The 17,307-nt window shown below is 62.8% G+C and carries 17 protein-coding genes and 1 tRNA gene; 7 read left to right on the plus strand and 11 right to left on the minus strand.

Annotated elements, in window-relative coordinates; genetic code table 11:
• The first annotated feature begins 350 nt into the window (after positions 1-350).
• Complete coding sequence (locus tag ACZXDY_RS23180) at positions 351-734, plus strand: SHOCT domain-containing protein (RefSeq protein ID WP_028164823.1); 384 nt, start codon at positions 351-353, stop codon at positions 732-734.
• A gap of 97 nt (positions 735-831) precedes the next feature.
• Here the strand turns inward: ACZXDY_RS23180 and ACZXDY_RS23185 are convergent, their stop codons facing one another.
• The 8 genes from ACZXDY_RS23185 to infC all read right to left on the minus strand — a co-directional run bounded on the left by ACZXDY_RS23185 (position 832) and on the right by infC (position 8,258).
• Entirely contained in the window at positions 832-1,773 is a 942-nt protein-coding gene (locus ACZXDY_RS23185) for an MBL fold metallo-hydrolase (RefSeq protein ID WP_464347087.1), read from the minus strand.
• A 45-nt stretch (positions 1,774-1,818) separates the two neighbouring features.
• Complete coding sequence (locus ACZXDY_RS23190; protein ID WP_464347088.1) at positions 1,819-2,595, minus strand: sulfite exporter TauE/SafE family protein; 777 nt, start codon at positions 2,593-2,595, stop codon at positions 1,819-1,821.
• Positions 2,592-5,000 carry a phenylalanine--tRNA ligase subunit beta gene (gene pheT / locus ACZXDY_RS23195; protein WP_464347089.1) on the minus strand — a complete coding sequence of 803 codons (2,409 nt, stop codon included), beginning with the start codon at positions 4,998-5,000 and terminating at the stop codon, positions 2,592-2,594. The genes ACZXDY_RS23190 and pheT overlap by 4 nt, the downstream gene beginning before the upstream one ends.
• Positions 4,997-5,407: an ASCH domain-containing protein gene (locus ACZXDY_RS23200; RefSeq protein WP_464347126.1), complete on the minus strand. Its 411-nt coding sequence runs from the start codon at positions 5,405-5,407 to the stop codon at positions 4,997-4,999. The genes pheT and ACZXDY_RS23200 overlap by 4 nt, the downstream gene beginning before the upstream one ends.
• A gap of 2 nt (positions 5,408-5,409) precedes the next feature.
• Positions 5,410-6,492: a phenylalanine--tRNA ligase subunit alpha gene (pheS, locus tag ACZXDY_RS23205; protein ID WP_464347090.1), complete on the minus strand. Its 1,083-nt coding sequence runs from the start codon at positions 6,490-6,492 to the stop codon at positions 5,410-5,412.
• Between the two features lie 126 nt (positions 6,493-6,618).
• Positions 6,619-6,978 carry a 50S ribosomal protein L20 gene (rplT, locus tag ACZXDY_RS23210; RefSeq protein WP_027581334.1) on the minus strand — a complete coding sequence of 120 codons (360 nt, stop codon included), beginning with the start codon at positions 6,976-6,978 and terminating at the stop codon, positions 6,619-6,621.
• Between the two features lie 68 nt (positions 6,979-7,046).
• Positions 7,047-7,247 (minus strand): 50S ribosomal protein L35, encoded by a 201-nt coding sequence (gene rpmI / locus ACZXDY_RS23215; protein ID WP_028164829.1) that lies wholly within the window; start codon positions 7,245-7,247, stop codon positions 7,047-7,049.
• Positions 7,248-7,718: 471 nt separating this feature from the next.
• Positions 7,719-8,258, minus strand: coding sequence for a translation initiation factor IF-3 (infC, locus tag ACZXDY_RS23220; RefSeq protein WP_130229242.1), 540 nt, complete (start codon positions 8,256-8,258; stop codon positions 7,719-7,721).
• Positions 8,259-8,481: 223 nt separating this feature from the next.
• On the opposite strand from infC, the gene ACZXDY_RS23225 reads away from it, so the two are divergent.
• The gene (locus tag ACZXDY_RS23225) at positions 8,482-9,273 is read left to right on the plus strand and encodes an alpha/beta hydrolase (protein ID WP_464347091.1); all 792 of its coding nucleotides are present in this window, start codon (positions 8,482-8,484) and stop codon (positions 9,271-9,273) included.
• Between the two features lie 204 nt (positions 9,274-9,477).
• A complete protein-coding gene (locus tag ACZXDY_RS23230) occupies positions 9,478-9,948 on the plus strand; it encodes a nuclear transport factor 2 family protein (protein WP_464347092.1) in 471 nt (156 codons plus the stop codon).
• Here the strand turns inward: ACZXDY_RS23230 and queG are convergent.
• Both queG and ACZXDY_RS23240 read right to left on the minus strand, forming a co-directional pair.
• On the minus strand, positions 9,938-11,134 hold the full coding sequence (gene queG, locus ACZXDY_RS23235; RefSeq protein WP_464347093.1) for a tRNA epoxyqueuosine(34) reductase QueG: 1,197 nt from the start codon (positions 11,132-11,134) through the stop codon (positions 9,938-9,940). The two genes, ACZXDY_RS23230 and queG, sit on opposite strands and share 11 nt — an antisense overlap.
• Positions 11,083-11,775 (minus strand): glutathione S-transferase family protein, encoded by a 693-nt coding sequence (locus ACZXDY_RS23240; RefSeq protein ID WP_028164834.1) that lies wholly within the window; start codon positions 11,773-11,775, stop codon positions 11,083-11,085. Before ACZXDY_RS23240 ends, queG begins: the two co-directional genes overlap by 52 nt.
• A gap of 269 nt (positions 11,776-12,044) precedes the next feature.
• On the opposite strand from ACZXDY_RS23240, the gene ACZXDY_RS23245 reads away from it, so the two are divergent.
• Positions 12,045-12,851: an undecaprenyl-diphosphate phosphatase gene (locus ACZXDY_RS23245; protein ID WP_028164835.1), complete on the plus strand. Its 807-nt coding sequence runs from the start codon at positions 12,045-12,047 to the stop codon at positions 12,849-12,851.
• A gap of 259 nt (positions 12,852-13,110) precedes the next feature.
• Here the strand turns inward: ACZXDY_RS23245 and ACZXDY_RS23250 are convergent, their stop codons facing one another.
• Positions 13,111-14,100 carry a complex I NDUFA9 subunit family protein gene (locus ACZXDY_RS23250; RefSeq protein ID WP_028164836.1) on the minus strand — a complete coding sequence of 330 codons (990 nt, stop codon included), beginning with the start codon at positions 14,098-14,100 and terminating at the stop codon, positions 13,111-13,113.
• 154 nt (positions 14,101-14,254) lie between these two features.
• On the opposite strand from ACZXDY_RS23250, the gene ACZXDY_RS23255 reads away from it, so the two are divergent.
• The 3 genes from ACZXDY_RS23255 to ACZXDY_RS23265 all read left to right on the plus strand — a co-directional run bounded on the left by ACZXDY_RS23255 (position 14,255) and on the right by ACZXDY_RS23265 (position 17,264).
• Positions 14,255-14,341, plus strand: a tRNA-Leu gene (locus tag ACZXDY_RS23255).
• 218 nt (positions 14,342-14,559) lie between these two features.
• A complete protein-coding gene (locus ACZXDY_RS23260; protein WP_464347094.1) occupies positions 14,560-15,540 on the plus strand; it encodes a formylglycine-generating enzyme family protein in 981 nt (326 codons plus the stop codon).
• Positions 15,537-17,264, plus strand: a complete 1,728-nt coding sequence (locus tag ACZXDY_RS23265; RefSeq protein ID WP_464347095.1) for an arylsulfatase — start codon at positions 15,537-15,539, stop codon at positions 17,262-17,264. The genes ACZXDY_RS23260 and ACZXDY_RS23265 overlap by 4 nt, the downstream gene beginning before the upstream one ends.
• The last annotated feature ends 43 nt before the right edge of the window (positions 17,265-17,307 follow it).

The raw sequence follows: 17,307 nt of genomic DNA on the forward strand, positions 1-17,307 counted from the left end.
GGTGATCTTCGCAATCACCGGACTTACCATGACCGCTCCAGCCTCTCAGGCTTTTGCAGAACCTTCCGCACACTACCCTCCCTATGGGAGAGGTGAGAAGAGGCAGCGCCCGTGGGAACACAATTCGACCTTATCTCATCACGCACTAGTCGGAAGGCGTGTACCCGAGCGGCTTCCGTTCTTAAGGGCAAAGCAGCCATAGGTTGAAGACATCGGGGGCGTCGCCTGATTGATCCTCGATCCGACGTGCATTGATCTAAATCAAACGCTGGCGGCGGGATCGCGCTTTAAGGAACAATATCGGGTCGGCTGGAACTGTTGCACGCAGTGGCAGGCAGAGGAGGATCGCAATGTTCTTCTTTCAGGAGGGCTTCACCTATCGAAATTTCCTGCTGGACGTCCTCACCATATTCTTCTTCATCGTGTGGTTCTGGCTGCTCATTACCGTCGCTTCCGATCTATTCCGACGCCACGACATTTCCGGCTGGGTCAAGGCGCTATGGGTGATAGGATGGATCATATTTCCATTCATTTTCATGCTTGCATACCTGATCTTTCAGGGAAGAGGCATGGCGGAGCGCAACTTGCAACAAGCTCGGCAGGCGCGCGACGAACTCAGGAGCGCGATTGGTTTCAGCGCCGCAGACGAAATCGAAAAGCTCGGTCGGCTGAAACAGGCAGGGTCGATCAGCGACGCCGAATTTACACGGCTGCGCGCTCGGCTCGTGCAGTAGTGCTGCTCGGCTCTTCGTCGTGCCGATATCCTTGCTGTGCTGCACACAACCCCTGTAGCATGGTCGGCGATCACCGTGATCGCCGTTGACATGCGACTCACACCGGCAGCTTCAACTCCATCAGATCCTTTGCTACCACGATGCGGCCGGAAAAATTCTTCTTCACGTCTTCGGTCCAATTCTCGTCAGTGACCAGCGGATCGTCTCCGGGGACGAAATGGCTTATCACCAGCACCTTGACTCCCGCGGCCGCCGCCACGCGGCCGACATCCTCGGTCGTGGTGTGACTCTCGAGAAGATGCTTCTTCAGCGTTGCGCCGTTCTTCGTTTTAGCGACCAGCCGATCGACGGCAGGCAGATACATGCATTCATGCACCAGCACGTCGGCTCCCTCAGCGAATTCAGCGAGCTTCGGATTGTAGGCAGTATCGCTAGAGAACACGATGGTGCCATCGGGCGTCTCTAACTTGTAGGCGAAATTGTCAACGATGGGTGGGTGCGGCGTGCGGAAGGCCGTGACCGTCACCTCGGATGTCTTCAACACCACACCGTCGTCGATGTCCTTCGCGATCAGCAATTTGCGCGGATCGGGCCGGCCTTCATCCTCGATCCGGGTCTCGACATCGAATTTGTTCAGCTCCCAGAACGCCTTCGTCATCGCCTCGATCCCCTTCGGCCCAAACGAATGGATTGGCGTGGATAGCCCGGCGGCCCAGGCATTGTAGAAGAGGTTGCCGTACTCGAGATTGTGATCGGAATGATGGTGGGTGATGAGGATGTATTTGATGGAAGGGATTGGCACGCCCGCATTCACGAGCTGACGGCTCACCCCCATGCCACAATCGATGACAAACGGCGTGTCGTTGACCACAACGAGGTTGGCGGGATTTGAAGCGCCAATGCCGACGCGCGGGCCGCCTTTGGTGCCGAGAAACACGATCCGCGTTCGAGGCTTTGCGGCCTGTGCCAGCGCGGCCGGTGCGGTAAGTGCGGCGGCGCCCCCGAGCGCCAGTTTTAGCGCATTCCGGCGATCGATCATGGATTCCTCCCTTGGCTTTTTTCCGCCCGCGTTCAACACCCGAATCTATCGTCCCCGCAGCACGCCGTCGAGGATGGGCAGGCCGGCGATGACGGCGGCGGCGATCAGGGCGTAGCAGATGGCGCGGAAGACACGTTCGCTGGCCTTGCCGAACAGGGAGGCGCCGAACCAGACGCCGATGGCGTAGACCGGCCCGACCACGAGCGAGAACTTGATGGAATCGGTGGTGATCAGGCCGGTAAAGAAATAGCTCACGAGGGAAAAGAAATCCGAGGCGCCGAAGAACAGCACGATATTGGCGCGCGCCACCGTGAAACTGATCGGGCGCCCGAGCCAGTAGCCGACGATCGGCGGACCGCCCGTTTGCGCGAGCCCGCTGCAGAAGCCGGAGAGGCCGCCGATGCCGATTGAAAGCGCCGCGTGGTCCTTGCCGCGGTAGCGCCAGCCCGACAAGAGCAGCACCATCAGCGCAGCGACGAAGCCGGAAATGATCCAGCGCGTGGTCACGGGATCGAGCACGCTGAGAAAATAGGTGCCGATCGGCACGCCGACGAGCGCACCGAGCACCATGATCGCGGTGGCCTTGCGATCGGCGTGCTTCCACGCGTTCGGAGCCAGCGGCATCGCTGCGACGAAGTCGATGATCAGCAGCAGCGCTGCGACCAGGCGGGGCGCGGCGATGCTGCTTGCCAGCGGCATGAAGATCAGCGCGGAGCCGAAACCGGAAAAGCCGCGCGCCGTTCCCGAGACAAAGGCGATGGCACAGATTGCCAGCGCAACGTTAAGGCCAACCTCCGAAGGGATGAGACCAAACGGGCTCATCCCCGGAGAGTGCCGCCGGTCTTCTTCGTGACGTCAGCGACGATCTTGGCCGCTACCGCATCGATCTCCTGGTCGGTCAGCGTCTTCTCGCGCGGCTGAATGGTGACCGCGATCGCGATCGACTTCTTGCCGTCCTCCATGCCTTTGCCTTCATAGACGTCGAACACGGTGACATCGGTGATCAGCTTCTTGTCCGCGGCCAGTGCGGCGCGAACGATATCCGCCGCCTTGACGCTGCGGTCGACGATGAAGGCAAAATCGCGCGACACCGGCTGGAACGCGGAGAGTTCGAGCGCGGGCTTGGCGCGGGTCGGCTTGCGCTTGGCCTCCGGGATACGGTCGAGGATCACCTCGAACGCGATCATCGGGCCATCGGCGCCGAGCGCCTCGAGCGCACGCGGGTGCAACTCGCCGAAATAGCCGAGCACATTCTGCGGGCCCATCTGGATCGTTCCGGAACGGCCGGGATGCAGCCAGGCGGGCCCGCCCGGCACAATCTGCAGCGCCTGCACTGGCGTGCCCGCCGCAGCCAGCACCGCGAACGCGTCGGCCTTGGCGTCGAATGCGTCAGCCGTTGCCGAACCGGACCAGCTCCGCCCCACGCCTTCCAGCGAGGCGAAGCCGTGGCGCACGCCGGAAGCGGCAACGAACTGGTCTTCCGGCCTGTCGCCCTTGAACACCTGCCCGACCTCGAACAACGCGACGTCAGGATAGCCGCGGTTGATGTTCGCCTGCGCGGCTGCGACCAAGCCAGGCAAAAGGCTCGGCCGCATGTCCGAGAGATCAGAGGCAATCGGGTTGGCAAGCGCCAGTTCGGCCTGTCCGCCGCCGAACAATTCGGCTGCGGGCTTTGAGATGAACGACCAGGTCACCGCCTCGACCATGCCACGCGCGGCCAGTGCGCGCTTGGCACGGCGGGTGCGGAGCTGGATAGAGGTGAGCACCGGCTTGCGCGGCTCCTCGCCGCGATCGAACGGCGTCATCGGCACCTTGTCGACGCCGACGATACGGACGATCTCCTCGACGATGTCGGCCTTGCCATGCACATCGGTGCGCCAGGACGGCACCGCGATCTTCACCACAGGGCCGGTGCCCGCGACCATGAAGCCGAGATGGCTGAGAATGCGCTTCGTCTCGACCAGCGGGACTTCGATTCCGGCGAGGCGCTTGACCTCGGTCAGCGGGAAATCGATCACGCGGTCGTCGCCGTAGCGATTGCCGACGACGATGCTTTCCGACGGCGCGCCGCCGCACAATTCCATCACCATCTTGGTCGCAAGCTCGAGGCCCGGCACCATGAAGGCCGGGTCGACGCCGCGTTCGAAGCGATAGCGCGCATCCGAATTGATGCCGAGCTTGCGTCCGGTCTGGGCGATGTTGATCTCATTCCACAGCGCCGATTCAATCAGCACGTCGGTGGTGTTCTCGTCGCAGCCGGAAGCCTCGCCACCCATGATACCGGCGAGCGATTCGACGCCGGCGTCGTCGGCGATCACGCACATCGAGGAATCCAGCGTATAGGTGCGGCCGTCGAGCGCGAGCAGGGTCTCGCCGTCGCGGGCGCGGCGCACCACCAGATTGCCCTTCACCTTCTTGGCGTCGAACACGTGCAGGGGACGCGCACGATCGTAGGTCATGAAGTTGGTGATATCGACCAGCGCATTGATCGGCCGCAGCCCGATCGAAGCCAGGCGCTTCTGCAGCCATTCCGGCGACGGGCCGTTCTTCACGCCGCGCACCAGCCGCAGCGCGAAGCCCGGGCAGAGCGAGGCGTCTTCCACCGTCACCGTCACGGGCGAAGGGAATTCGCCATTGATCGGCTTGATGGCGGGCTCGATCAATTTGCCCATGTCGGCGGCGGAAAGATCGCGCGCGATTCCGTGCACGCCGGTGCAATCCTGCCGGTTCGGCGTCAGGTTGATCTCGATGACGGGATCGCCGAGGCCGGCCCATTCGGCATAGACTTGGCCGACGGGCGCATCAGCGGGCAATTCGATGATGCCGTCATGATCGTCGGAAATCTCGAGTTCGGCCGCCGAGCACAGCATGCCGCGGCTCTCGACGCCGCGGATCGTACCGACGCCGAGCGTGATGTTCTTGCCGGGAATGAAGGTGCCCGGGGCAGAGAACACGCTGATCAGGCCGGCGCGCGCATTCGGCGCGCCGCAGACCACCTGCACCGGCGCAGCGCCGTTGCCGGTGTCGACCATGCAGACCCGCAGACGATCGGCATTCGGATGCTGCTCGGCCGAGATCACCCGCGCAATGGTGAACGGCGCCAGCACCTTCGCCTTGTCCTCGATGCTCTCGACCTCGAGCCCGATCATGGTGAGCTTGTCGGCGAGCTTTTCCAGGGGCTCGTCGGTGTCGAGATGTTCCTTCAGCCAGGAGAGGGTGAACTTCATGATGCCAACCTGTGATCGCGAAAAACCTCAACCAGACGAAAACGCTCGCACATCAGCATCATGTCTTCGCTGAATTTGCCCTGCCGACCGAAATAGCGGCGGTGCGTGTCCCGCCAATATTGTAGGCTGCGGTCACCTTCACCTTCTTCGTAGGCAAACGCGGCGTCGACCTCGCCAAAACGGCGATAGGTCACTTCGGTTGTTTCGATGACGCAAGCCGGTTCGCCGCGGCCGTCGAGCACGATCCAGCGTTCGCCCGATGTCGAGATGTTCGGCTCGTCCTCGGTGCTGCAGGTCGCGCTCTTGATGCCTTTGATGACGAGTTCGAGCAATTCGTCGGCAAGCCCGGGGCCGTCGCCGAAGGCGAACGCGCGCAGGTTCCGATATTGCTCGGGCACAGCACTCAGATTCACGTACTCAACCCTCCGGCCAGCGTCGGAAGATCCAGCGGCTTGAAGCCGTAGTGGCTGAGCCAGCGGACGTCGCTGTCGAACAATTGGCGCAGGTCGCTCATGCCGTATTTCAGCATCGCGATGCGGTCGATGCCCATGCCCCAGGCGAATCCCTGGTAGACGTCGGGATCGAGGCCGCAGGCGCGCAGCACGTTCGGGTGCACCATGCCGCAGCCCAAAATCTCCAGCCAGTCCTCGCCCTCGCCGAAGCGGATTTCGCCCTTGTCGCGGCGGCACTGGATGTCGACTTCCAGCGACGGCTCGGTGAACGGGAAGAACGACGGCCGGAAGCGCATGTTGATGTGGTCGACCTCGAAGAACGCCTTGCAGAACTCATGCAGGATCCATTTGAGGTGGCCGAGATGTGACTCCTTGTCGATCACGAGCCCCTCGACCTGGTGGAATTGCGGCGTATGGGTCGCGTCCGAATCGATGCGATAGGTGCGGCCGGGGCAGATCACGCGGATCGGCGGCTTCTGTGTCAGCATCGTGCGCACCTGCACCGGCGAGGTGTGGGTCCGCAGCAGCATGCGCGAGCCGTCCTCCTTCGGATTGAAGAAGAAGGTGTCGTGCATCTCGCGCGCGGGATGGCCGATCGGGAAGTTCAGCTTGGTGAAGTTGTAGTCGTCGGTCTCGACGTCGGGGCCTTCGGCAACCGAAAATCCCATGTCGGCGAAGATCGCCGTCAGCTCATCCCAGACCTGGCTGAGCGGATGGATGCGGCCCGTTTCCGCCGGCGCCTCGCGCAGCGGCAGCGTGACGTCGATGGTCTCAGATGCAAGCCGGGCATCGAGCGCGGCGGCCTTTAGCACTTCGCGGCGCTCGGCGAGCGCTTGGGCAACCTTGTCCTTGGCCAGGTTGATCGCCGCGCCTTGTGTCTTGCGCTCCTCCGGCGACATCTTGCCGAGGGTGGCAAGCAGCGCCGAGATCGAGCCCTTCTTGCCGAGCGCGGCGACGCGCACGGTTTCCAGCGCTGCTTCGTCGCCGGCGTTGGAAACGTCAGCGAGGATCTGGGATTCGAGTTGAGCAAGATCGGTCATAGCAATCCCTCTTGGCCAGGATGCTAAGCCGTCGCTCCTAGCCGGTCATACCGAGCTGAAGCGCGAAAGATGTCCCTCGCGCTCTTACCCGGCCATGACGACTTCAAGAAACTTCGAAGAGCCGGATCAGGCCGCGAGCGCGGCCTTGGCCTTCTCGGCGATCGCCTGGAACGCGGCCGGCTCGTGGATCGCGAGATCCGACAGCACCTTGCGGTCGACGACGACGCCCGACTTGGAGAGGCCGTCGATAAAGCGGCTGTAGGTCATGCCGAACGGGCGGACGGCGGCGTTGAGGCGCTGGATCCAGAGCGCGCGGAAGGTGCGCTTCTTGCGCTTACGGTCGCGGAACGCATATTGGCCGGCCTTCTCGACCGCCTGCTTGGCGACGCGGATGGTGTTCTTGCGGCGGCCGTAATAGCCCTTGGCGGCCTTGTAGACTTTCTTGTGCTTGGCGTGGGCGGTCACACCGCGTTTGACGCGAGACATGACTTAAATCCTTGGATTTCTGAAGTGGTGACGGGAGCTGTGTGGAACGCAGCTCGGCTCAGGCGCGATCAGGCGTTCGGCAAGAAGTACTTCTTGATGTTGTCGCCGTCGGTCTTGAACAGCACGCGGGTGCCGCGCAGCTGGCGGATCTGCTTGTTGGTCCGCTTGATCATGCCGTGGCGCTTGCCGCGCTGGGCGTGCATCACCTTGCCGGTACCGGTCACTTTGAAGCGCTTTTTGGCGCCCGATTTGGTCTTCAGCTTGGGCATTTGGCTCTCCTTAAACGCCAGCACGAAACCGCCCTGCGGGGGGCGTCGGCCGACTAAAATGCTCGTTAGAGCGTTGAATGTGCTCAGGTTTTTCGCAAATGAAATAACCCGCACAGAACGTCGCCACGGCAGCCCTTGATCAGCCGGGCGGCGAAGGCTGCGCTTATGGCAGAGCAGGGGCGAATTGGCAATCCCGGAACGAGGGGGTCTCTTGCCTCCCCCGCAAGCGCGACCTCCGCAGAAGGTCAATGTTTTAGAGCTTCCGGCGGACCCGACACCCTCCGCCGTCATTCCGGGGCGCGCGAAGCGCGAGCCCGGAATCCATTTAGCCGCGTACTCAGCCGCCCGATGGATTCCGGGCTCGTCCTTCGGACGCCCCGGAATGACGGCGGAGGGTTGCGGGAAGGGAAACGAAAACGCCCGCCGGATCGGTCCGGCGGGGCGTTTCCTTTCATCGATCGACAATTCGCCTCAGCGCGGCGCCAGCACCATCACGACCTGACGTCCCTCGAACTTCGCGTCCTGCTCGACCTTGGCGTATTGCGCGACGTCAGCCTTGACCTTGTCCAACAGCTTGGTGCCGATTTCCTGGTGCGCCATTTCACGACCGCGGTAGCGCAAGGTGATCTTGACCTTGTCGCCTTCCTCGAAGAAGCGCTGCATCGCGCGCATCTTCACGTCGTAGTCGTGATCGTCGATCATCGGACGGAGCTTGATCTCCTTGATCTCGACGACCTTCTGTTTCTTGCGGGCTTCGGCGGCTTTCTTCTGCGCAGAATATTTATATTTGCCGTAGTCCATGATCTTGCAGACCGGAGGACTCACGTTCGGCGAAATCTCGACCAGGTCCATACCGGCTTCCATGGCCATCTTAATGGCCACCATGGTTTCCACGGTGCCCATATTGGTACCGTTCTGATCGATTAGCTGGATCTGCGCGTTGCGGATTTCATCGTTGGTGCGCGGCCCGTCTTTGGCGACAGCGGGCGGGGCTCTATTGGGACGGCGAATGGGTAACTCTCCAAAGTTGTGAAGGAAGGCGATATTTTGAAGCAATACGTGGCAACGGGCAAGCGTGCTCGCAAGTTGCATCCTAAAACCGTCAAATGCGCGGCATTTAGGTCACGCGATAGGGCAGATATTTGGTGAGCGGATACTCTACAAGGCGAGACACGTTCCCTGCTCACGGTTTGCCCGTGCCCATCGAAAACGCACTGATGAGAATGACGATCCCATGACCACCTCCGCGACGATCGACCAGGAACCAGAGTTCATCGAGGTAGGGAACAGCGCCGAACGCCGCCGCATCGCGGTGCGTGCGCGCGGAGGTCGCAACCCCGGGCTATTCTGGCTCGGCGGCTTCAATTCCGACATGAAGGGCACCAAGGCGGTTGCGCTTGACGCGTGGGCCGTGGAACAGGAACGCGCCTTTGTCCGGTTCGATTATTCCGGCCACGGCGAATCCGGCGGCAAGTTCATCGACGGCACCATCGGGCGCTGGCTCGAGGAGAGTGTCGCGGTGTTCGCGCGGTTCTGCAGCGGGCCGCAGGTCGTGATCGGCTCCTCGCTGGGCGGCTGGATGGCGCTATTGCTGGCGCGCGAGCTTGCCAGGCGTGCTGATATCAGCGCCTCGCTCGCGGGGATGGTGCTGATCGCGCCGGCGCCGGATTTTACCGAAGAGCTGATGTGGAAGGGCTTTTCGCCGGAAATTCGTGCCGAGATCGAGACCAGGGGCGTCTGGCTGCGGCCCTCGCAATATGGCGATACGCCCTATCCGATCACGCGGGCGCTGATCGAGGAGGGGCGTAATCATTTGTTACTCGGGGCCAAGATCGATGTCGGCTGCCCGGTGCGCATCCTGCAAGGCGCGCAGGATCCCGACGTGCCCTGGCAGCACGCGTTCACGCTGGCACATCGGCTGCCAAGCGAGGACGTGGTGCTGACCATGATCCAGGACGGCGACCACCGCCTGTCGCGCCCGCAGGACATCGCCCGGATCATCGCCGCAGTGAAGGAGATGGGGTAGCGGGCCACACCCCGCTGTCATCGTCCGCCACCGGGTCGGCCGAATGGCCGCCCGATGACAGGCTCCGGCGGACGATCCAGTACGCCGTGGCTTATCGATTCCCATCGAAGTCTCTGGAATACTGGATGCCCCCGCCGGAGCCTGTCATCGGGCCCGCCGAAGGCGGGACCCGGTGGCGGGGCATGACGGCAGGGAGGAATAACAATGGACACAACGAGCCTGCTTCGCGCCTTCTGCGATGCGGTCGAACAGCGGAAGGGCGCTGCATTCGCTGATTTGTTCACGGAAGACGGCGTCTATCACGACGTGTTCTATGGCGCCTTCACGGGACATGCCGAGATCGCTGGCATGATCGACGATTTGTTCTATCGCACCGCGTCCGACTTCCGCTGGGACATGCACGACCCCGTCAGCGACGGCCATACGCTCTATGCGCGCTACACCTTCAGCTACCGCTCGACGCTGCCGGAGGCAGGTGGCGCGCGGGCGATGTTCGAGGGCGTCGCCATCATGAGCCTTCGCGATGGCCGCATCGCGGAATATCACGAGGTCGCCAACACCGCGCCTGCCTTCGTCGATATGCACTTTGCGCCGGAGCGAATCGCAAAGATCGTCGCCAAGCAGGGTGACGCGCTGAAGGCGCGTCCCGAAATGGCGCGGCATCTCATGAAGTAAGGGCCGCGAGCCGCCACTCTTCGCATACGCGCTGATCAGTCTCCGCATCGACCGTCTTGGAGGCCAGCGCGGCAAATGCCTGTGGCTCGATCAGTTGCGACAACGCCCACACCGCTGCGCCGCGAACCAGCGGACTTGCATCGTCGAGCAAGCGCTCGGCCTCGCCGGCCAAGGCGGCATCATCGGAGTTGCCGATCGCGATCAGCACGTTGCGGACAAAGCGGTCGCGGCCGATGCGCTTGACCGGCGATTTCGAGAACAGCGCGCGGAACGCGGCATCGTCGAGCCGCACGAGGTCGGCAAGCACTGGCGCGCGCAATGCCTCGCGCGCTGCGAGTTTCGCTTCGCGCCCGGTCTGCGCGAACTTGTTCCATGGGCATACCGCGAGGCAATCGTCGCAGCCATAGATGCGATTGCCGATCGCCTTGCGGAATTCGCGCGGGATCGGTCCCTTGCTCTCGATGGTGAGATAGGAGATGCAGCGCCGCGCATCGAGCTTGTAGGGCGCGGGAAATGCCGCGGTCGGGCAGATGTCCTGGCAGGCGGTGCAGGAGCCGCAATGATCGATGTCGGCGGCATCGCGCGGCAGCTCGCTTGCGGTGAATATCGCGCCGAGGAACAGCCATGAGCCGAAGTCGCGCGACACCAGATTGGTGTGCTTGCCCTGCCAGCCGAGGCCGGCGGTTTGCGCGAGCGGCTTTTCCATCACGGCCGCGGTGTCGATGAACACCTTCACTTCATCGCCGCTGGTCGCGACCAGCCACCGCGCCAGCGCCTTCAGCCGCTTCTTGATCACGTCGTGATAATCATCGCCCTGCGCGTAGGCCGAGATCGCGCCGCGGTCGCGGCGCTTCAGGATCTCGAGCGGGTTTTGGTCCGGCCCGTAGTTGACGCCGAGCATGATGATCGAGCGCACGCCGGGCCAGAGCACGCGCGGATCGCTGCGGCGCTCAGGATGCGCTGCGAGCCAGTCCATGTCGCCATGGCCGCCCAGGTCGAGGAACTCGCGGAAATATTTCGCCGCGCCGCCGATCGCGCCGGGATCGGTGACCCCGATGCAGTCAAAGCCGAGCGCGCGGGCTTCGTGCTCGAGCGCGGATCTGAGATCGGCCGGTGAAAGCTTGGGCGGTGGGGTCAGAAGTCGAGGTCCACATAGGTCCGCGACGCCGGCACGCCCGCCAGCCATTCGCTGAGCAGCGGGCGGAACGACGGGCGGGATTTCACCCGCGCGTACCACGCTTTTGCTGCGTCGTCCTCGCTCCATGGCACGTCGCCCAGATAGTCGATCGCCGAAAGATGCGCCGCGGCGGCGAGATCCGCGTAAGTGAGCCGGTCGCCGGCGAGATAGTTCCGCGTCCGCGCCAGCCAGCCGATATAGGTCAGATGATAGCGCACATTGGCCTTGCCCGCGCGGAGCACCTCCGCATTCGGCGCGCCTCCGCCATCCTCCTCGCTCATGAAACGCTTGTAGATGCGCTCGGTCACCAGCGGATTGGAGGCCTCCTCGAAGAACTTGTCGTTGAACCACGACATCAGCCGGCGCACCTCGACGCGTTCGGCCATCGAGGTCGGCATCAGGCGCCGGTCGCCGGCATTGAGCCCATGCGCCTCGTCGAGATATTCGGCGATCACGCCGACACCGGGAACCGGCGGGAAACCCTCGGCGATCAAGGTCGGCGTCGTTGCCGCCGGATTGAGCGCCAGATAGGCCTCGCGACGCTCCCAGACCCGTTCCTCCACCAGCCGCAGATCGAGCCCGTATTCGCCGAGCACCAGGCGAATGAAACGGGAATGCGGACAGAACGGATGATGAAACAGCGTGTACATGAAGTCCTTCAGCAGTTCACGGCCTGATCTTGTCGAAGCCGCGGCAGACCCGGGACACTAATTCACGATGCGATCAGATGAAATCGGATCGTGGTCCCATGTCTTTGTTTGAGCATGATCTTTGCGCAGAACCGGCCTGCCACTTCTCCGGATCATGCTCTAGCCAATCAGACGAATCAGGCAACCCATGTTTGGCGTTTTTAGCGATTGCAGCAAAACGGGGAATAGGCGAGAAGCACCCGATTTCTCCAGCAAAAGCAGGCCACATCATGATGACCGATACGTTACGTGCGGTGATTCTGGGCATAATCGAAGGCGTCACGGAGTTCCTGCCCGTTTCATCGACCGGCCACCTCCTGCTGGCGGAACGATTCTTCGGTCTCGGCGAAGGTGCCTTCTGGGACAGCTTCACCGTGCTGATCCAGCTCGGCGCGATCCTTGCCATCGTCGGACTCTATTTCGGCAAATTGTCGCGTGTCGCGCTCGGCATGTTCTCCAATGCGGATGACCGGCGCTTCGTCATCGGCGTGCTGGTCGCGTTCCTGCCCGCCGTCATCGTCGGCCTCATTGCCGGCAAATACATCAAGAGTGTTCTGTTCAATCCATGGATCGTCTGCTTCTCGCTCATCGTCGGCGGCGCCATCCTGCTGTGGGTCGATCAGCTTGAGCTCAAGCCGCGCGAACATGACGCGACGAGATATCCGCTGCTGATGTATCTGTGGATCGGCATGGCGCAGTGCGTCGCGATGATCCCGGGCGTGTCGCGCTCCGGCGCCTCGATCGTCGCGGCGATGCTGCTCGGCTCCGACAAGCGCGCGGCGGCGGAGTTCTCATTCTTCCTGGCGATCCCGACCATGATCGGCGCCTTCGCCTATGATTTCTACAAGAACCGCGCCGAGATGACGACGGACAATCTATGGATCGTCGCAATCGGATTCGTGGTCTCGCTCGTCACCGCCGTGGTCGTGGTGAAGACGTTCCTCTCCTATGTCACGCGCCACGGCTTCACCCTGTTCGCGTGGTGGCGCGTGATCGTCGGCACGCTCGGCCTGATCGCGCTGGCGCTCGGAAGGTAAGGGTCAGGCGGCTGTACGGAATCTCTTCGCTGCTCCGTTCCGCCTCTCCCCTTGTGGGAGAGGCCGGATTTCGCGCGTCAGCGGGAAATCCGGGTGAGGGGTTTCTCTCCGCGAGTACGGTAGTCGCTTGAGAGAGACCCCTCACCCGGATCGCATTCCGCTTCGCTGCATGCGTTCCGGCCTCTCCCACAAGGGGAGAGGCGGGAAGCTGCGGACGTAGCTTCGCTTCATATCGACATTCGTGGTTATGCGTGCCGGATCAAGCCCCGGACGGCGGACGATACGCGTTCTTGCGCTCGAACTGCCCGGCCGGGCGGAAGCGCCAGAGATATTGCGGGGCGATGGCTTCCAGCGAATCGGGGGTGATTCCCAGCCCCTCGAAGGTGAGGCCGGCGGCCTTGGCCGTATCCGACACCACATTGTCCTTGCGCAGCAGCTCGACCTGATCCGCCGTGAGCTTCAGCGCGCCCGGCGCGAATTGCAGGAACGCGGCCAGGATCCTGGCAAGGCCGAACGGCAGGGAGACCAGCGCGCGGTCGCGATCGGTGATCTCAAGGATCGTCTCCATGATCTCGCGCATGGTCAGCACTTCCGGGCCACCCAGCTCGTAGGTCGCGCCCGGCTTGGTCTTGCCGTCGACGGCATCGGCCACCGCGGTGGCGACGTCGCCGACAAAGGTCGGCTGCATCTTGGTCAGGCCGCCGCCGACCAGCGGGATCGCCGGCGACATCCGGGCCATCGCCGCGAAACGGTTGGTGAACTGATCCTCCGGCCCGAACACCAGCGACGGGCGCAAGATAGTGGCCGATGGCGAGGCCGCCAGCACCGCCTTCTCGCCAGCCGCTTTGGCGCGGGCATAGGCGGAAGCCGAATCGGCATCAGCGCCGATCGCCGAGACATGCACCACGCGGGCGCCCTCGGCGCTCGCAGCGGCGGCCACCGCCTCGGCGCCCTTGGCCTGGACCGCCTCGAAGGTCTGTTCGCCGCTTTCGGCGAGGATGCCGACCAGGTTGATGGCCACGTGCGAATCACGCATCGCTGATACCACCGAGGCCGGGTAGCGCAGATTGGCCTGGACGGCGTGGATCTGGCCGACCTTGCCGAGCGGCTGCAGGTGCCCGGCCAGTTCCGGCCGCCGGACGGCGACGCGGATGCGGTAATCCCGCTTGCACAGCGCCCGGACCACGTGCCGCCCCAGGAAGCCCGATCCGCCGAAAACCGTGACGAGCGTTTCCAGGTTCGATGCCATGGGTCAGTTCCTGCGGGGTCGAAATAGCTGCGATTTTGGAGCCTGTTGGGCCGGATGTCGCGATACGCCATCGCGGTCACCCTGTACAGACTATTTGAGTTTCCGATCGTCTATTTGACAAGCGCGCGACCGATCCTTACTAACCCCGCCACGTGCCCAGGTGGTGGAATTGGTAGACGCGCTGGCTTCAGGTGCCAGTGGCCTCACGGCCGTGAAGGTTCGAGTCCTTTCCTGGGCACCACCGTTCTTTGCAAGGGGTTGAATCGCTGATTTCGAGCCGCTGATTCCTGACCGGGCTCGGCCGAGCTACGGTCCTGACTGCTCAACGCTCGTAGGTCAGCAGCAGTGACATTTTTCCGGCTCGCCACCTGTGGTAGATTTTTGCCACGTCCTTGACCGCTTTGACTGAATTTCGGGGACGTGCCGGCGGTAGTCGCTGATCCGTGTCGGGAAGTGGGAATGTTGGAGTCGGGTATCGAGCGCACGGGGCGGCCGACCGATTTCGCTGCCGGCGATATGATCTGGATTCCCGGCGCGACTTTCCGGATGGGGTCCGACAATCACTACCCCGAAGAGGCGCCCAGCCATCGGGTAAGCGTGGACGGCTTCTGGATCGACCGCGCGCCGGTGACCAACCGCGCGTTCAAGGCGTTCGTCAACGCGACCGGCTATGTCACCACGGCGGAGATTCCGCCGAACCCGAAAGACTATCCCGGCGCCCTGCCGAAGATGATCTATGCCGGCTCGCTGGTGTTCTCGCCGCCACGTCGCGTGCACAATCTGCGCGACTGGAGCCAGTGGTGGACGTTCATGAAGGGCGCCAACTGGCGGCGCCCGTACGGACCCGGAAGCAACATCAAGGACCTCGACGACCATCCGGTGGTGCACGTTTCGTATGCCGACGCGCTCGCTTACGCCAAATGGATAGATAAGCAGCTTCCCACCGAAGCCGAATGGGAGCTTGCCGCGCGGGGCGGTCTGGATGGTGAGGAATACGCCTGGGGCAACACGCTGACGCCTGACGGCAGGCACATGGCCAACACCTGGCAAGGCGACTTCCCGATCCAGAACATCTGCGAAGACGGCTTTCCGCGTACCTCGCCCGTCACGGCATTTCCGCCGAACGGCTACGGCATCTACGACATGATCGGCAATGTCTGGGAATGGACCGCCGACTGGTGGTCGGCCCGTCACGAAGCTGACAGCGCCAAACCTTGCTGCATTCCGCAGAATCCGCGCGGCGGCCCCGAGCGCGCGAGCTTTGATCCAGGTCAACCGAACATCCGCATCCCCCGCAAAGTCTTGAAGGGCGGCTCGCATCTGTGCGCGCCGAACTATTGCCGCCGGTATCGGCCCGCCGCCCGGCATGCCGAACCGGTCGACACGTCGACGAGCCATGTCGGTTTCAGGTGCGTAGTCAGAAATGGGAGTGAACGATGAATTCGGAGAGGAAACAGTCGTTTCTCGATCGCCGCAACTTGCTTTTGAGCGGGACGGCCCTGGTCGCCGCAACGCTGACCTCTGAGGCGCTCGGCCAGGACCAGAAGTCCGCCGCGCCGGCTCCCGCCGCATCGCCACTGCCCGGCGACCGCAAGCCGAACATTCTCGTCATCTTCGGCGACGATATCGGCATCACGAATATCAGCGCCTATTCCGGCGGTCTCATGGGATATGAGACGCCCAATATCGACCGGATCGCCCGCGAGGGCATCAGATTCCTGCATTACTATGGCGAGCAGTCCTGCACCGCAGGTCGAGCGGCGTTCCTGACCGGGCAGCATGGAATCCGGACCGGACTGACGAAGGTAGGCTTCCCCGGGGCTCCGATGGGAATGAGCCAGCGTGATCCTTCAGTCGGCGGCCTGCTCAAGCAGCTCGGTTACGCGACCGGGCAATTCGGCAAGAATCACGTCGGCGATCGCAACGAAACCTTGCCGACCGTGAATGGCTTCGACGAGTTCTTCGGCAATCTCTACCACCTCAACGCCGAGGAAGAGCCGGAGCTGCCCGATTATCCGAAGGATCCCGCCTACCGTGCCAAATTCGGACCGCGCGGGGTGTTGAGGTGCAAGGCAAGCGACCGCGACGATCCGACCGTCGATCCGCGCTTCGGAAGGGTCGGCAAGCAGACGATCGAGGACACCGGCGCGCTCACCAAGAAGCGAATGGAAACCATCGACGACGAGACCTCGGCGGCGGCGATCGATTTCATGAAGCGCCAGCAATCAGCGGGGCGGCCCTTCTTCTGCTGGTTCAATTCCACACGCATGCATTTGCGAACGCATGTGCGCGACAGTCATCGCGGGCGCTACACGCACGGCGACAGCGAGTATGTCGACGGCATGATCGAGCACGACGACACGATCGGGGCCCTGCTCCGCGCGCTCGACGACATGGGCATCGCGAACAACACCATCGTCGTTTACACCAGCGACAACGGACCTCACATGAACACCTGGCCGGATGGCGCCATGACCTGGTTTCGTTCGGAAAAGAACACCAATTGGGAAGGCGCGTTCCGCGTGCCCTGCCTGGTTCGCTGGCCCGGCGTGATCAGGGGTGGAACGGTCACCAATGAGCTCATGAGCCACAACGACTGGATACCGACGCTGTGCGCGATCGCCGGAGAAGGCGATATCGTCAACAAGCTGCGCGCCGGCTACACCGCCAACGGCATCGACTACAAGGTGCATCTCGACGGCTACGACCAGTCGCAATTCCTCCGCAACGTGAGCGGGACCGCGGCAAACAACAACGGGGTCAAGAGCGCCCGCGACAAGTTCTTCTACGCCGACGACGATGGTCTGCTCGTCGCCTTTCGAAAGGGCGACTACAAATATGTCTATGCCGAGCAACGCGCTCCGGGGCAGCTGCAGGTCTGGGCCGAGCCTTTCACGAGATTGCGCCTGCAGAAGATCTACAACCTGTTCCAGGATCCGTTCGAGCGGGCGGACATCACCTCCAACACTTACTGGGACTGGAATCTCAATCAGATCGGTGGGGTCTACGGCGCGATGGACGATGTTTTCCAGTTCGTGGCCACATTCAAGGAGTTTCCGCCGCGTTCGTTTCCGCCAAGCTTCGTGCCGGCAACGATCATGGAAGACGCAATCGCTGACATGAAGGCGGCGAGGAGACGAGGTACGGTTGGTACGGGCAACTAGCGCCGCGCTCAGCCATGCCGCAAATCGTTAACGGCAAGGCCGC

The organism is Bradyrhizobium sp. LeoB3 (genome assembly GCF_055456055.1).